This window comes from Streptomyces sp. NPDC043746 (genome assembly GCF_056436485.1).
Genome location: NZ_JBWKCM010000003.1, coordinates 266,891 through 281,084, shown reverse-complemented (window position 1 = coordinate 281,084; position 14,194 = coordinate 266,891). Strand labels below are relative to the sequence as shown.

Genomic DNA, 14,194 nt, shown 5'->3' with positions numbered 1-14,194 from the left:
GTTTTTTCCCTCCCCCCCCCCCCCTCCTCCCCCCCCCCCCCTCCCTCCTCCCCCCCCCCCCCCCCCCCCCCCCCCCTCCCCCCCGTCCCCCCCCCCCCCCCCCCCCCCCCCCCCCCCCCCCCCCCGGGCCTATTCCGCTGCCCGTTCCGGCGCACCGTCCGCGCTGTAGCCGGTGTCCGCGCCGTCGCGGGCGCCCTCGGGGAGTTCCGGGCGGGTGTACGTGGAGAGCGGTACGCCGCCGGGGTCGGGGCGGACCGCGCCCAGCAGCGGGTTGGACGCCAGCGGCGAGACCTTCACCTCGGCGCCGGGGCGGGGCGCCTGCACGACCAGGCCGTCGCCGATGTAGAGCGCCACATGGGTCGCCTTCGGGAAGTAGACCACCAGGTCGCCGGGGCGCAGCGAGGAGACGGGCACCTTCGGGAGCTGCTTCCACTGCTCCTGGGAGGTGCGGGGGACCGGCCGTCCCGCCGCCGCCCACGCCTGGGAGGTCAGCCCGGAGCAGTCGTACGCGTCCGGGCCCTCGGCGCCCCACAGGTACGGCTTGCCGATCTGCCGCATCGCGTACGCGATGGCGTCAGCGCCCTGCCGGGTCGGCGGCCGGGCCGTGCTGAGCGCCCCGGAGGCGACCAGTTCGCGCTGGGCCGCCGCCACGCCCTGCTGCTCCAGCCCGGCCAGTTGGGCCAGCTGCTCGGCGGAGAGCGTCGCCAGCAGCCCTTCCACCTTCCTCAGCTTGGCCTGGACCGTGTCCCGCTGCTTCTGCTGCTGCGCGGCCAGCCGCTTCTGCTGGTCGACCGCCTTGCGCGCGGCGGCGGCCAGGGCGTCGGCGCGGCGGGCGTCGGCGGTGAGGCGCTCCACGGTCGCCGCGCGGCCCGCCGCCACCCGCTCGACGACATGGCTCTGGTCCAGCGCGCGCAGCGGGTCACGGGCCAGCAGGAGCTGGAGGTAGGCGGAGAACTCGGTGCGCCCCTGGTACTGCTCCCGGGCCAGCCGCCCGGCGTCCCCCCGGCTCAGCTCCAGCGCGGCCCGCGCCTTCGCCAGCTCGGCGCCCACCTTCTTCGCCTCGGCGGACCGCTGCTTCAGCTTCTCGGCGGTGGCGTTGTACGTCTCGCTCGCCTCCTCCGCCTCCTGGTAGAGCCTCTGAAGTTCCCGCAGAAGGGCGGCCACGCCTGTGGGGGCCCCGAGGGCCTCCGGTGCCTCCGGGGCCGCGAGGGCGGTTTCGGCGTCGACCTCCGCCGCTTCTCCCGAGGCTTCCCCTGCGTCCCCGGGCGGTACGGGATGGGGCTCGGCCGGTGCGGCGGTGGCGGGGGAGACCACCATGGCCGCGGCGAGCGCGGCGGTGCAGACCACCCGCAGGAGCCTGCGTGACACGACATCACCTCCGTGAGGGAGACGGCCCGGGAGAAGCCGGACCCGTCCCCGGGCAAGGGATCTCATCCGATCAATCCGGTCACCCGGTGTCAGGTGATGCAAGCACCGCAGGGCGTGCCGCCCGGGAGATGCCCCGGACGGCCGTACCGCGTGGCAGGTCGGCTCAGGCGACAGGGAAGGCGTAGAAGGACCTGGCCCGCTGGACGATGACGTCAGCGCCGGAGGCCAGGACGCGGTACGGGGCGCTCACCGTCTCCCCCTTCGGGTCGGCCACCCCGATGTCCTGGAATTTCCACAGGCGCTCCCCGTCGGCCGCCGAGAACGCGGTGACCTGGGCGGCGTCGGCGGCGAACAGCGTCTCCCCGGTGGTGCTCACGGTGAGGGCGGGGGCGCCCCCGGCGGCCGGCACCTCCGTGGAGCGGCGCCAGACGAAGCGCCCGGTCTCCCGCTCCACCGCGCCGATCTGCTGGCTGCGCTCGGAGGTGTGGACGAAGGGCCCGGCCACGAGCGGGATGCCGAAGTACGAACCCTCCGTGCCCGTCACCCGCCAGAGCGGCTTGGTGGTGTCCGCCTCGAACGACTGGAGGTCGGCGCCGACCGACGCGTACAGGATCCCGCCCTCGTCGCCCGCGATTCCGGCGTTGGGGGCGGCCGAGCCGTACTGCTTGGTCCACCGCAGCCTGCCGGTCTCCCGGTCGAAGCAGCGCAGGGAGCCCTTCCCCTTGGCCGCCTTGACGTCGGCCGGGGCCAGGGTCGACGGCTCCTGCTGTACGAGGATGTCGTCCGGGCGCTCCGCGACCACCCGGTACAGGGGAGTGCCGGGAGCCCGGCCCGCCGGTACGGGCGTACGCCACAGCTCGGCGCGCCGGACGATGTCGTACGCGAAGAGATGCGCCTGCACCACCTTCTTGTCCGGCTCCTGCTTCTTGCCCTTCTCCGGCTTGGGGGCCTTCACGGTGACCGTGTGCGAGCCGGTGAACCAGACGACGGCCCCGGAGTGGCCCGCCGGCCGCCCCACCTGGAGGCCGGGCAGGTCGGTGAAGCCGTCCGCGTACCGCAGGCGGTGCACGACCGCCCCGTCCTTCGGCGCCAGCCAGAGGAACTCCGTCGGCCCCGCCACGAAACAGAGGTCCCCGGCGGCCAGCACCGCCTGGCCGTCGGCGGCGTCCGCGCGCTGCCAGACCCGCTTGCCGGTCCGCAGATCGACGGCGCTCGCCTGGCTCTCGCTGGTCACCACCAGCAGCCGGTCCTGCCAGAGCGCGGCCGTCAGGGGGGTGGACTCGGAGGAGGGATGGGCGTAGATCCAGCGCGGTTCCGGGGGCTGGCCGGGGAGCGTGCGCCGGGGCTTGGGCGGCGCGGGCTTGGCGTCCGTGGCCACCGCGCTCTCCCCGCCGCCGATCGCCGCGACGGCCCCGCCGCCCACGACGAGTCCGCCGACCGCGGCGGCCGCCGCGGTCAGCATGGCGCGCCGACCGAGGGCGGGACCGCCGGGCGGCGGGGTGGGCGCGGGCGGGAGCGGCAGCGCGACCATGGGGCTGCCGCTGCCCTGGCCGTTGGTGTCCTGGCCGCTGCTGCTCCGGCCGTCGGCACCCTGGCCGCTCCCCGGCCCGGCGGAGCCCGGGAGCACCGCGGCCGGGTAGGGGGCGGGGCTGCCGTGGGTGTGCTGGTGGGCGGGGGTGGCAGGGAGAGCGGGCGGCTGGTGGGGGAGGGCGAGCTGGGTGGTCGCGCGGTCGGAGTGGGGTGGCTCGGGGCCGGTGTTGAGGAAGCGGGTGGTGCCCCGGTCCTCACCGATGCCGCCGGTGCCGGGGGTGGTGTCGTCGTCGGCCAGAGGAATCCGTGGGTCGGCCGGAGCCGGTGTGCCCACAGCATCGCCCTTCTGAAGCGCCGCACGCCCAGGCCCCGCATCCGCAGGCACCGCACCCCCAGGCCCCGCATCCGCAGCCTCCGGCACCGAGTCCGCCACCTCAGGCGCTTCCCACGCTTCCTCCAGCGCGCGCACCCGCGCCCCCTGGTCCGCGACCGCCGCCGCCAGCCGCTCGGGGAGCCAGCCGCCCCGGGCGAGGCCCGCCGCGCCCTCCAGGGCCAGTTCGGCGGCGACCGTGTCGGCGGTGGGGCGCATCGCCGGGTCCTTCGCCAGGCATCTGGCGATCAGAGCGCGCAACTCCTCCGGTACGGCGTCCAGTTCGGGGTCGGCCTCCGCGATGCGGCGGGCGGCCTCCTCCGGCGGGCCCTCCGTGAACGGGGTCGTCCCCGTGGCCGCGTACGCCAGCAGCAGCCCCAGCACGAACAGGTCCGAGGGGGCACCGGCCTCCTTGCCCGCGACCTGCTCCGGCGTGAGGTAGCCCAGCCGCACCGAGAGCTGCCCGCCCGGCCGCGCCTGTGCCGTCGCCGCCGCGCCCAGCGGGCCGAACGCGGTGAGCCGGGGCCCGTCCTCGGCCAGCAGCACCGTGTCGGGGGCGAGCCCCTGGAGCACCGCGCCGCCCGCGTGCACCCGGGAGAGGATCTCGGCGATGCCCGCGCCCAGTATCCGCAGGGCGCGCTCCGGCAGCGGACCGGCGATCCCGATCGCGTCGGCCAGCGGCAGAGCGGGGACGTAACCGGCGGCCGTCCAGAGGAGTCCGGCCCCCTCCGCCTCACCGTCACCGGTCTCCAGGGGCGGGGCCACCCAGCCGCCCGCGAGGCGTTCGGCGGTACGGGCCTCGGCCTCGAAGCGGCGCCGGAAGGCCGGTACGGCGGCGAGCGCGGGGCGCGCGGCGGTGATCACGACGGTCTCCCCGGTGCCGGTGTCCCGCGCCGCGTACCGCACGGCGCTCGCGGTCTCCTGGAAGCGGGCCAGCACGGTGAAGCGCCCGAAACGACGTGGATCCTCGCTACGCAGCGCCTCCATGGCGCACCCCCCTATGACCGTCCTGCGGCACCCGGGCGGCCCGCCCCTCCGCACCTGACCGACGATCTTAGGGCCTGTGCGCATGCCGGACCCTAGTCGCGGCTCTCCGGCTTGGACCAGGGCCACTTGAGGGAGCGGCGGGTGCGGCCGCCGGGGGCGTACTCGTAGACCCAGCCGCGCTGGAGGCCGAGCCGCTTGGTGTAGCCGGCCGGGACGCGTTCGTACGCGTACACGGTGGGCGGGGAGCCGTCGGGGGAGGGCACGGGGACCTCGTACCACTTGGGCGGGTGGCCGGTCGGGCCGACCAGGACCGGCAGGACCCGGCCGTCCAGGGGGCCGCCCCTGAAAGGGGTGTTCTCGCTCTTCACCGGGTCAGTCTGCCGCAGGGGCGGGCGCCAGCAGGTGTGCGGCACCGGCGACGACCGGGATGACCAGCTCCGCCAGCCGCCCGGCCGGTCCGCCGGGGGCCTCCAGGGCGAGCAGGTCGCGGACCACCGCCGCGGTCTCCTCGTCGGTGGCGGCCGTCGCCGCGAGGAGGGCGACGAGGTGGTCGACCAGCCAGCCGCGCAGCTCGGCCGCCGGGGGGCGCTTGCCCTCGTCCAGCCAGATCAGGGAGGCCGCCTCGACGGCCGCGATCCAGCTGCGGACCATCATCCGCAGCCGCGGCCCGGCGCTCCGCCCCCCGGCGTCGGCGCCGCCGATCCGGCCGAGGTGGCTGAGGATCTCCTCGGCCGCCGCCCGCCGGACGCCGTCCACGATGCTCGTCGTCCGGGAGGTCTCCACGACGCTGCCGCCGCGCAGCAGGGCGCTGAACCCGGTGTCGTGCTCGTCGACGAAGCGGAGGTAGCGGTCCAGGACGCGAGCGACCCGCTCGGTGGGCGGGCCCACCGCCGGCTCGGTGAAGCAGAGCTTCAGCTCGTCGGCGGCCGAGCCCAGTGCGGCCTCGTACAACTGCTGCCGCCCGCCCGGGAAGTAGCGGTAGACCAGCGGCCGGGAGACCCCGGCCGCCACCGCCACCTCGTCGAGGGAGACCTCGTCGGGGGGCCGGTGGGCGAAGAGGCCCAGCGCCGCGACCAGGAGCTGGGCGCGGCGCTCCTCGACGCTGAGCCTGCGGTACGCGCGGGGCGGCGGCGGGGCTGCGGCGGTGGACGTCATGCCCCCGAGGGTAAAGGGTCCGCGATCCCGGTCGCCGAGCCCGGGGGCTGCGGTCCGCACGCGATCAGGCCAGCAGTCCCGAGCTGCGCCACAGCCGGCGACCGACGCCGTTCAGCAGCCCGATGTCGTCGAAGAAGTCCGTCAGCCGCTTGGCGCCGGTCTGCATCACCTCCCTGCGGTGGCCGCTCGCCCGCACCTGGGCGACGGCCTCCCGCCGGTCCAGGCCGACGTTCTCGTACACCCGCGGATTGACGAAGCAGACGGAGAAGACCCGGGCCGCCTCGCCGCAGCTGACCTTGGTGAGTTCGCGCTCCCAGCGCGGGGCGGTCACCATCTGGCGGCGCAGCTCCTCGCGGGCGTACCGGACGTGCCGGGCCTCCTCGATGACATGGATACGGGTCACCCCGCGCACCAGGGTCTGCACCCGGTCGTCGGGGAACGTCAGCCGCTGCATCCAGTCGAGGATCTCCTCGCCGAGCAGGGTCGCGGCGAACGAACCGGGAGTGGTGGAGACGGTCTTCAGGACCCGCGCCAGGTTGTGGTAGACGCGCGGCACCTCGTACGTCGGGGCGCCGCCCCAGTCGATCATGCGGCCGAACATCATCGAGTGGCGGCACTCGTCGGCAATCTCGGTGAGGGCGTAGCGGACGTGGTTGCTGGTGACGGGCTTGTCGTAGACGTGCCGCACCAGCAGCTGCATCAGGATGATCTCGAACCAGATGCCGAGCGAGGCGAGGGCCGCGCCCTCGTGCCGGGAGAGGTCCAGGCGCTGCTCCTCCGACATGCGGTGCCACATCGGGGTGTCGTAGAGCGAGAGCAGCTCCGGCGGCCAGAACCACCTGCCCTCCTCGACAGCCGCGTCCCAGTCGAGCTCGGTGTCGGGGTCGAAGGAGTGCTTGGCCGAGGATTCCAGCAGGCGGGCGGCGACCTGCTCGCGGTCGCGGAGCGGGCCGAGCGCGTCGCGGAGCAGGGTCAGGTCGCGGTCGGTCACGGTCGTCATGGCGAGCACCTCACACGGGGGAGCCAAGGGGAGTTACCGGCGGTCACATCTTATGAGACTCCTCGTCAGCAAGGGCGTCAATCCCTCGCGCGCCACTCCGTCCGGCCGTGTGCAACTTGTTGACTCACCGTCTACCAACGTGTGAACCTGCCGGGGAGGCGGCCGATGCCCGCTCAACTGCCGCCGGAGCCAAGGAAACAGGGGAGACAGCCGAGGCGAAGGAGCCGTCCGTGTCCACGCATGACCTCTACACCACCCCGCCCGGCGAACCGCTCTGGCAGGTCCCCGCCACCGGGGCCGCCCGGTTCAGCTGGGACTACGACGACGGCCGCGAACGCCTCCTCGCCCTCTACCAGAAGGGCAAGGACAAGCAGTGGGACGGCGACAAGCGCATCGACTGGTCCCAGGAGGTCGACCCCACCGACCCGCTCGGCACCCCCGACGAGGCGCTCACGCTCCACGGCACCCCGCACTGGGCGAAGATGACCGAGAAGGACCGGGGCGAGCTGCGCAAGCACTACACCTCCTGGCAGTTCAGCCAGTTCCTCCACGGCGAGCAGGGCGCGATGGTCTGCGCGGCCAGGATCGTGGAGTCCGTCCCCGACCTGGACGCCAAGTTCTACTCCGCCACCCAGACCATGGACGAGGCCCGGCACGCGGAGATCTACGGCCGCTTCCTGCACGAGAAGATCGGCATGCTCTACCCGGTCAACGACAACCTCCAGGGCCTGCTGGGCGACACCCTGCGCGACTCCCGCTGGGACATGCCCTACCTCGGGATGCAGGTCCTGATCGAGGGCCTGGCGCTCGCCGCCTTCGGCATGATCCGCGACACCACCACCAAGCCGCTGCCCAAGCAGATCCTCGCGTACGTCATGCAGGACGAGGCCCGCCATGTCGCCTTCGGGCGGATGGCGCTGCGCGACTACTACCAGCAGCTCAGCGACGCCGAACTGCGCGAGCGCGAGGAGTTCGTCATCGAGGGCTGCTACCTGATGCGCGACCGGCTCAGCGGCGTCGAGGTCCTGGAGAACTTCGGCATCGGCAAGCAGGAGGCGAAGGACCTCTCGGAGCACTCCGAGTTCCTCCAGCTCTTCCGCAAGCTCCTGTTCAGCCGGATCGTCCCGTGCGTCAAGGACATCGGCCTCTGGGGCCCGCGCCTCCAGAAGGCCTACGTCGAGATGGGCGTCCTGGAACTGGGCGACTCCAACCTGGACCTGCTGATGTCCCAGGACGAGGAGATAGCCGAGCAACTGGACCGCGAACGCTTCGCGGCCGAGGAGCGGGCCCGGGTGGCGGAGGTCGCGGAGGCGATCGGGGAGGGGGCCGGGGGAGCGGCCTCGGAGACGGCCGGGGAGGGGAGGGAAGCGGCCTGAGCGGTCGCTTCCGGGGGTGGAGGCCTGAAGTGGCAGCTCCCGGGGTGGAGGCCTCGGCGCCGCTTCCCGTGGGGTGCGCGGGGCGCCTGGTGCCTGACCGGACGGCCGGGGCGCCGGCGGAACGGCTGCGCAGGCGCGAGCCTTTGGGGTGAGGGAGCGCGCCCCCGGGGTGCCCCCGGCGGCCCCGGCGGCCCCGGCGAAGGAGGGTGTTCGTCCCGACCCTGTACCGATGTCGTCCGCGTCGAAATTCCGTTCGCAAACGTGTCGTACGGTGAGCGCATGACCACCCCGCCTCAGCCGCCGCAGGGCCCGTACGGCCCGCCGCCCGCGCACCCGCCGCAGAGCTCCTACGGTCCGCCCGCCGCCGCCCCCGGGGTGCCGCCGCAGCACCACCCGCAGCAGCCCTACGGCTACCCGCCCCAGCAGCAGCCCGGCGGCTGGGGGCAGCCGCCCGCCGCACCCGGCGCGGGCGCCTGGCCGCTCCAGGGCCCGGGGGCGCAGCCGCCGCGGAAGAAGCGGACCGGGCTGGTCGTCGGGATCGTGGCCGGTGCGGTCGTGGTGGCGGCCGGTATCACCTTCGGCGTCTCCCAGTTGGCCGGGAAGACCGCCGACGCGGCCTTCCCGGATGCCAAGTACCAGCTCGTCCTGGAACAGAAGCTGCTGGACGGCGAGTTCACCCTGGCCCAGGATCTGTCGTCCACCGAGGGCAGGAAGATCGAGAAGATGTACGACCCCACCGTCCGGGACGCGAAGGCGGTGGTCGGGCAGTACAGCTCGGCCAAGGGCGGGGCGCTGGTGATCTCCGGGATGTACGGGCGGTTCGCGGACCCGGAGGTGATGACCGGCAAGATGATGGAGGGCGGGGCCGCCGGGGACGGGGCGAGCGTCGTCGTACCGCCGAAGAAGTTCACCCCCGCCGGGTACGACATCGCGCTGGAGTGCCAGGTGCTCCAGTCGGACAAGGGCGGCGTCAAGGCCAACGTGCCGATGTGCGCCTGGGGCGACGACAACACGGGGGTCTCGGTGGGGATCATCCGAGCCGAGACCGCCCTCAAGGACGCCCGGTCGATCGACCTGGAGGCGGCCGCGGTGGAGACCGCGAAGATCCGCGAGGAGATCCGGCAGCCGATCGGCTGAGCGGTCGGCTGAACGGCCGGGGACGGGGGCGGGGGGTGAGTGTCCCGCCCCCGTCCCCGGGCTCTCAGCGCGCCCCGCCCCGCCGGTCAGCGCACCCCCGCCGGTGCCGGGAAGCGGGTGCGCAGGGTGAACGCCCGCTCGGTCGGGCCGTGTTCACGCAGATGCAGCAGGCGCTCCTCGGCGTCCGCCACCGTCGGGCGCTCCCCCGCGGGCACCCACCACAAGGCGGACATGGCCTCCCGCGTGTGCGCGAACCACTCGCGGCGCCGCTTCAGCAACTCCCGGTGCTGCCCCGCGTACATGAAGTCGGTGAGCGCGTCGGCGTCCCGCCACACCGACATGTTGACGATCAGCCAGTCGTCCCCGAGGACCGGGACGTCGGTGGCGTTGCCGGAGTCCGAGCGCAGCCGCCAGACGAACCCCTCCGCCGCGTCGGCGACCGCGTTCACCGGGTCCAGCGCGTCCATGAAGTCCTTCAACTGCGGTGATTCCAGGGGGAATCGGAGTCGGGCGATGTTCACCTGGGCCAACTCGTGTCTCGGGCCGGTGGTCTCTGTCTCGATAGTCGTCGTCATGGCCGCACGGTAGGCAGGGCGTTCTCCACCGCGCGGGCCATTCCGAGGAGCGAGACGTCCGCCCCGCGCGCCGCCACCAACTGGAGCCCCACCGGGCAGCCGTCCCCGGTGAACCCGGCGGGCACGCTCGCCGCCGGATGGCCGCTCAGGTTGAACGCCCAGGTCAGGGCCGTGGAGTACCGGTCGCCTGGCCCCTCGTGCCCGTGCGGCCGGTTCGGGGTGGCCGGGGTCAGCAACAGGGGCGCGGCGGCGAGGAGGGCGTCCAGCCGTTCGTCGTTCGCCCGCCGGACCGCCACCGCTTCCGGCTCCTTGGCCGCCCCGCCCCGTACCGCCAGCCAGGCCCGCCCCGGGTCGAGCAGCGCGCACGGGGCGTCCACCAGGCGCACGGCCCCCGCCGCGACCAGCCGGTCCACCGCCGCCCGCACCGCGCCCGCCACCTCCGGGTCCACCTCCGCGAACCCCAGGTCCTCGCTGTACACGGCGGCCAGGGGCAGGGCAGGGGCGGCGGGCTCCCCGTACCCGGGCAGCACATGGCGTACGTACTTCTCCGCGGTCGCCGCCGAACGGGCCAGCACCCCCGCCGACGCCAGGCCCGAGGCGTCCGGGGACGGCAGCAGCCCGTTCGTCGTCTTCAGCCCGAACACCCCGCACCAGGCGGCCGGGATGCGCACCGAACCGGCCCCGTCGCTCCCCGTCGCCAGCTCCACCATCCCCGCCGCCACCGCGACCGCCGAGCCCGCCGACGAACCGCCGGGCGTACGGTCGGCCCGCCACGGGTTGACCGTACGGCCCTGGGCCCCCTGCCCCCAGGTCTGCCAGGCCGTACCGGGTCCGGGCACCGAGGTCGCGCCGACCGGGACACCGCCCGCCGCGATCAGCCGACGGGCCGCGTACGAGCGGATGCCCGTGCGGCCCTTCACCGCGAACGGCAGCCCGCACAGGGGGAGTTCCCGGGCCGCGGGCTCACGGGCGAGGGCTTCCCTCGGCCACACCTCGATGAACGCGCCGAGCGCCGGGTCCCGTCGGGCGATCCGCTCCAGCGCCCGCGCCACGGCGGACGGTCTCGATGTCATGCCCGCCAGTCTCCCCGTACGGTCTCCCCGACCCGACCCGACCCGACCCGACCCGACCCGACCCGACCCGACCCGCGTGCAGGCTCCCCGGGCCCCTCACCCCTCCAGCGCCGCCTCCATCACCGCCCGGGCGATGGGGGCCGCGCTGCCGCCGCCGCTGATGTCGGCCCGGTCCGCCGCCGCGTCCTCCACCACCACGGCGACCGCGACGGTCGGGCGACCGGAGTCCCGGGCCTGGGCCCAGGAGATGAACCAGGCGTACGGGAGACCGGAGTTGTCGACGCCGTGCTGGGCGGTGCCGGTCTTGCCGCCGACCGTCACACCCTCGATCGCCGCGTTCGACCCGGTGCCGTTCTCCACCACGTCGACCATCATCCGCTGGAGCCGCACGGCGGTGGAGGGGCTCATCGCCCGGGCGTAGGAGCGCGGGCCCTGCTGCCGGACGGTGTCCCCGCCGCCGGTGGTCACCCGGTCGACCAGGTACGGGTAGCGCAGATCGCCCCCGTTGGCCACGGCCGCCGCGACCATCGCCATCTGGAGCGGGGTCGCGGTGGTGTTGAACTGCCCGATCGAGGAGAGCGCGAGCTGGTCCTCGCTCATGTCGGTGTCGAAGTTGCTCCGCGCCACTCCGGACGGGATGCGCAGCCCGCTGTCGTTGAAGCCGAAGTGGCCCGCCGTCTCCACCATCCCCGCCAGCCCGACCTCCACCCCCAGATGGGCCATGACCGTGTTGCAGGAGACCCGGATCGCGTCGGCCAGCGAGGCCTTCTCGCAGCCGCGCGCCTCGTCGGGGAGGACCGTCCGGGTGTTCGGCAGGACGTACGGGGACGGGGTGTCCGTCGGCGCGTCCGGCTCCGTCACCACCCGGGCGTCCAGGGCCGCCGCCGCTGTCACGATCTTGAAGGCGGAGCCCGGCGGATAGGTCTGCCGGATGGCCCGGTTGAGCATCGGCAGGCTCTTGGACGCGTTCAGCCGGGCCCAGGCCTCGGTGACGGCAGAGCCGGTGCCCGACAGCCGCTCGGGGTCGTACGAGGGGGTCGAGACCAGCGCCAGGATCCTGCCCGTCGACGGCTCCAGGGCGGCGACCGCGCCGCGCCGTCCGCTCAGCCCGGCGTACGCGGCGCGCTGCATCGACTCCTTGACCGTCGTGACGACGTTGCCGCCCGGCTGCCGGCCCCGGGTGAACTCGTTCCAGAAGGGGAGCGGGGCCAGCAGCGAAGCCGTACCGGAGAGGACGCCGTCCTCGGCGTGCTCGATGAGCGTGGTGCCGTACGTCTGCGAGGCGTATCCGGTCACCGGGGCGTACAACGGGCCGTGCAGGTAGGTGCGTTCGAAACTGAGCTGCTCGCCGGTCTCCTTGTTGCCGGTCACCGCCCTGTCACCGACGAGGATGTTGCCGCGCGGCTGGTCGTAACGGGCGATGGTGGTACGGCGGTTGGCGGGGTTGGCGTCCAGCTCGTCGGCCTCGAAGAGCTGGACGCGGGCCGCGTTGACGAGCAGCGCCGCGAGCAGCAGAAGGCAGAGGGCGGCGGCCCGCCGGATGTATCGGATCACTGGTCCCTCTCCCCAGGGGTGCCCACCGCGCCGGTGGCGCTCGCGATGACCCCGGTCTCCACCTGTTCCGGGTGCGGCCGACGCGCGACATCGCTGAGCCGGATCAGCAACGCCACGATGATCCAGTTGGTGACGACGGACGAGCCGCCCTGCGCCAGGAACGGCATCGCCATCCCGGTCAGCGGGATCAGCCCCATCACCCCGCCCGCGATCACGAACACCTGGAGCGCCAGGATGGAGGCGAGCCCGATGGCCAGCAGCCGTCCGAACGGGTCGCGCAGGGCTAGCCCGGTCCGGTAGCCGCGCGCCACGAGGAGCGCGTACAGCAGGAAGATCGCGGTCAGTCCGCTCAGCCCCAGCTCCTCGCCCGCGGTCGCCAGAATGAAGTCGGACTTGACGGCGAAGCCGATGAGGACCGAGTGGCCCGCCCCGAGCCCGGTCCCGAGCATCCCTCCCGCCGCGAAGGCGAAGAGGGACTGGGCGAGCTGGCCCGGGCCCCGTCCCGCCTCGATCGAGGCGAACGGGTCCAGCCAGTCCTGCACCCGCCCGTGCACATGCGGTTCGAACGAGCCGACGACGAACGCCCCGACGGCCGCCAGCAGCATCCCGACCGCGATCCAGCCGGTCCGGCCGGTCGCCACGTACAGCATGATGACGAAGAGCCCGAAGAAGAGCAGCGAGGTGCCGAGGTCCCTCTCCAGCACCAGCACGCCGACGCTGAGCAGCCAGATCGCCACGATCGGGCCGAGCACCCGGCCGGTGGGCAGTTGCAGCTTCCCGAACGTGCGCCCCGTGTACGCGAGCGCGTTGCGGTTGGCCGCGAGATAGGCGGCGAAGAAGACGGCGAGCAGGATCTTGGCGAACTCCCCGGGCTGGAAGGAGAGCCCGCCGATCCGGATCCAGATCTTCGCCCCGTTCACCGCAGGGAAGAAGATCGGCACGATCATCAGGGCGAGCGCGGTGGCGACCGAGAGATAGGCGTAGCGCGCGAGCACCCGGTGGTCCCGGAGCAGCACCACGACGAGGGCGAACAGCGCCACCCCGAGCGTGGACCAGATCAGCTGGGTGGGGGCGGCCTGGTCGCGCGGGGTCTCCAGGTCGAGCCGGTAGATCAGTACGAGGCCCAGCCCGTTGAGCAGGACGGCGATCGGCAGCGGCAGCGGATCGGCGTACGGGGCCCGGAAGCGGACCGCGACATGGGCCAGCAGGGCGAGCGTGCCGAGCCCGGCGCCGTAACCGGCGACATCGGGGGGCACCGCCCCGTCGTGGGCGAGGCCGACGGCCGCGTAACCGTAGACGGAGATCAGGACGGCCCCGATGAGGAGCGACAGCTCGACCCCGCGCCGTCTGGCCAGGCGAAGCTCGGGCGGGGGAGCGTCCGCCGTCGTTGCGGTCATGGGTCGCAACGTAGCAAGAGGCGTGCCGTATTTCCCTTATGTCATAGCGCACGCCGTCCTATGTCACAGCGCACGCCGTCCATGTCACAGCACGTCCGCCCGGAAGCGAGTGGCTTCCGGGCGGACGGGACGAGCAGGTGCCGGACGTGTCAGCAGTAGCGCGGCGCGGCACCGATGTTCTCGATGTAGCGGGCCGAGCCCCAGGCCCAGGTGCCGTCGGTCAGCAGGTACCAGCGGTTGTTGCCGTCGACGTTGTCACCGGTCGTCTTGCAGAAGATGTTGACGACGGTGCCGTACTTCACCGAGCCCACGACCTTGCTGCTCCGGGTCGGGCGGTCGCGCAGCAGCAGGTACGGCTTGGCGATGACCCGGCCCTTGTAGGTCCGCTTGGGGGCCTGCGGCTTGGCCTGGTTCTGCGCCTGGGCGTCCTGCCGGGCCTCGTGCTCGCGCTGGAGGGCGGAGGCGGAGAGCTCGTCGGAGGCCGGGGCCGCGGCGGTGGGCCGGTCGCGGTGGTCGGTGGGGCTCGGGTCCGCCGCCAGAGCGGGGGCGGCGGCCGTGACCGCCGCGAGGGTGCCGGTGGCGACGCAGAGACCGATCCGGCGGAACCGCGAGGGGCGGGACAGGGGGGACATGCTGCCTCCAGAGGAGAGGGAAGAGGGGTGTGGGGGACGC

General features: G+C 73.8%; 12 protein-coding genes. 2 read left to right on the top strand and 10 right to left on the bottom strand.

The genetic code is table 11. The features are described 5' to 3' along the window. Positions 1–129 precede the first annotated feature (129 nt). The 5 genes from AC0682_RS05070 to AC0682_RS05050 form a co-directional block, all read right to left on the bottom strand. Positions 130–1,368, bottom strand: a complete 1,239-nt coding sequence (locus tag AC0682_RS05070) for a C40 family peptidase (RefSeq protein ID WP_478530975.1) — start codon at positions 1,366–1,368, stop codon at positions 130–132. 163 nt (positions 1,369–1,531) lie between these two features. Beyond that, a complete protein-coding gene (locus tag AC0682_RS05065; RefSeq protein ID WP_478530974.1) occupies positions 1,532–4,255 on the bottom strand; it encodes an outer membrane protein assembly factor BamB family protein in 2,724 nt (907 codons plus the stop codon). Between the two features lie 92 nt (positions 4,256–4,347). Continuing rightward, positions 4,348–4,623: a hypothetical protein gene (locus tag AC0682_RS05060; RefSeq protein WP_254811678.1), complete on the bottom strand. Its 276-nt coding sequence runs from the start codon at positions 4,621–4,623 to the stop codon at positions 4,348–4,350. Between the two features lie 4 nt (positions 4,624–4,627). Next, positions 4,628–5,410 (bottom strand): TetR/AcrR family transcriptional regulator, encoded by a 783-nt coding sequence (locus tag AC0682_RS05055; protein WP_254811677.1) that lies wholly within the window; start codon positions 5,408–5,410, stop codon positions 4,628–4,630. 64 nt (positions 5,411–5,474) lie between these two features. Beyond that, entirely contained in the window at positions 5,475–6,410 is a 936-nt protein-coding gene (locus AC0682_RS05050) for an AurF N-oxygenase family protein (protein WP_478530972.1), read from the bottom strand. Between the two features lie 230 nt (positions 6,411–6,640). Here AC0682_RS05050 and AC0682_RS05045 point away from each other — a divergent pair, with 230 nt between their 5' ends. Both AC0682_RS05045 and AC0682_RS05040 read left to right on the top strand, forming a co-directional pair. Further along, entirely contained in the window at positions 6,641–7,786 is a 1,146-nt protein-coding gene (locus tag AC0682_RS05045) for a ferritin-like domain-containing protein (protein ID WP_478530971.1), read from the top strand. Positions 7,787–8,065: 279 nt separating this feature from the next. After that, positions 8,066–8,923 carry a hypothetical protein gene (locus tag AC0682_RS05040; protein WP_478530970.1) on the top strand — a complete coding sequence of 286 codons (858 nt, stop codon included), beginning with the start codon at positions 8,066–8,068 and terminating at the stop codon, positions 8,921–8,923. An 86-nt stretch (positions 8,924–9,009) separates the two neighbouring features. Here the strand turns inward: AC0682_RS05040 and AC0682_RS05035 are convergent, their stop codons facing one another. The 5 genes from AC0682_RS05035 to AC0682_RS05015 form a co-directional block, all read right to left on the bottom strand. Next, entirely contained in the window at positions 9,010–9,498 is a 489-nt protein-coding gene (locus AC0682_RS05035; protein WP_478530968.1) for a DUF3291 domain-containing protein, read from the bottom strand. Continuing rightward, complete coding sequence (locus tag AC0682_RS05030; RefSeq protein ID WP_478530967.1) at positions 9,495–10,571, bottom strand: amidase family protein; 1,077 nt, start codon at positions 10,569–10,571, stop codon at positions 9,495–9,497. The genes AC0682_RS05035 and AC0682_RS05030 overlap by 4 nt, the downstream gene beginning before the upstream one ends. Positions 10,572–10,667: 96 nt before the next feature. Further along, entirely contained in the window at positions 10,668–12,125 is a 1,458-nt protein-coding gene (locus tag AC0682_RS05025) for a penicillin-binding transpeptidase domain-containing protein (RefSeq protein WP_478530965.1), read from the bottom strand. Next, on the bottom strand, positions 12,122–13,522 hold the full coding sequence (locus AC0682_RS05020) for an FtsW/RodA/SpoVE family cell cycle protein (protein WP_478530964.1): 1,401 nt from the start codon (positions 13,520–13,522) through the stop codon (positions 12,122–12,124). Before AC0682_RS05020 ends, AC0682_RS05025 begins: the two co-directional genes overlap by 4 nt. A 149-nt stretch (positions 13,523–13,671) precedes the next feature. Beyond that, entirely contained in the window at positions 13,672–14,154 is a 483-nt protein-coding gene (locus AC0682_RS05015; protein ID WP_478530962.1) for an SH3 domain-containing protein, read from the bottom strand. Positions 14,155–14,194: the final 40 nt, after the last annotated feature.

Bases quoted from the DNA above. Each gene is read 5' to 3' on its own strand.
- AC0682_RS05030 (WP_478530967.1), bottom strand. From the start codon at position 10,571: ATGACATCGAGACCGTCCGCCGTGGCGCGGGCGCTGGAGCGGATCGCC.
- AC0682_RS05040 (WP_478530970.1), top strand. From the start codon at position 8,066: ATGACCACCCCGCCTCAGCCGCCGCAGGGCCCGTACGGCCCGCCGCCC.
- AC0682_RS05050 (WP_478530972.1), bottom strand. From the start codon at position 6,410: ATGACGACCGTGACCGACCGCGACCTGACCCTGCTCCGCGACGCGCTC.
- AC0682_RS05020 (WP_478530964.1), bottom strand. From the start codon at position 13,522: ATGACCGCAACGACGGCGGACGCTCCCCCGCCCGAGCTTCGCCTGGCC.
- AC0682_RS05015 (WP_478530962.1), bottom strand. From the start codon at position 14,154: ATGTCCCCCCTGTCCCGCCCCTCGCGGTTCCGCCGGATCGGTCTCTGC.
- AC0682_RS05055 (WP_254811677.1), bottom strand. From the start codon at position 5,410: ATGACGTCCACCGCCGCAGCCCCGCCGCCGCCCCGCGCGTACCGCAGG.
- AC0682_RS05035 (WP_478530968.1), bottom strand. From the start codon at position 9,498: ATGACGACGACTATCGAGACAGAGACCACCGGCCCGAGACACGAGTTG.
- AC0682_RS05065 (WP_478530974.1), bottom strand. From the start codon at position 4,255: ATGGAGGCGCTGCGTAGCGAGGATCCACGTCGTTTCGGGCGCTTCACC.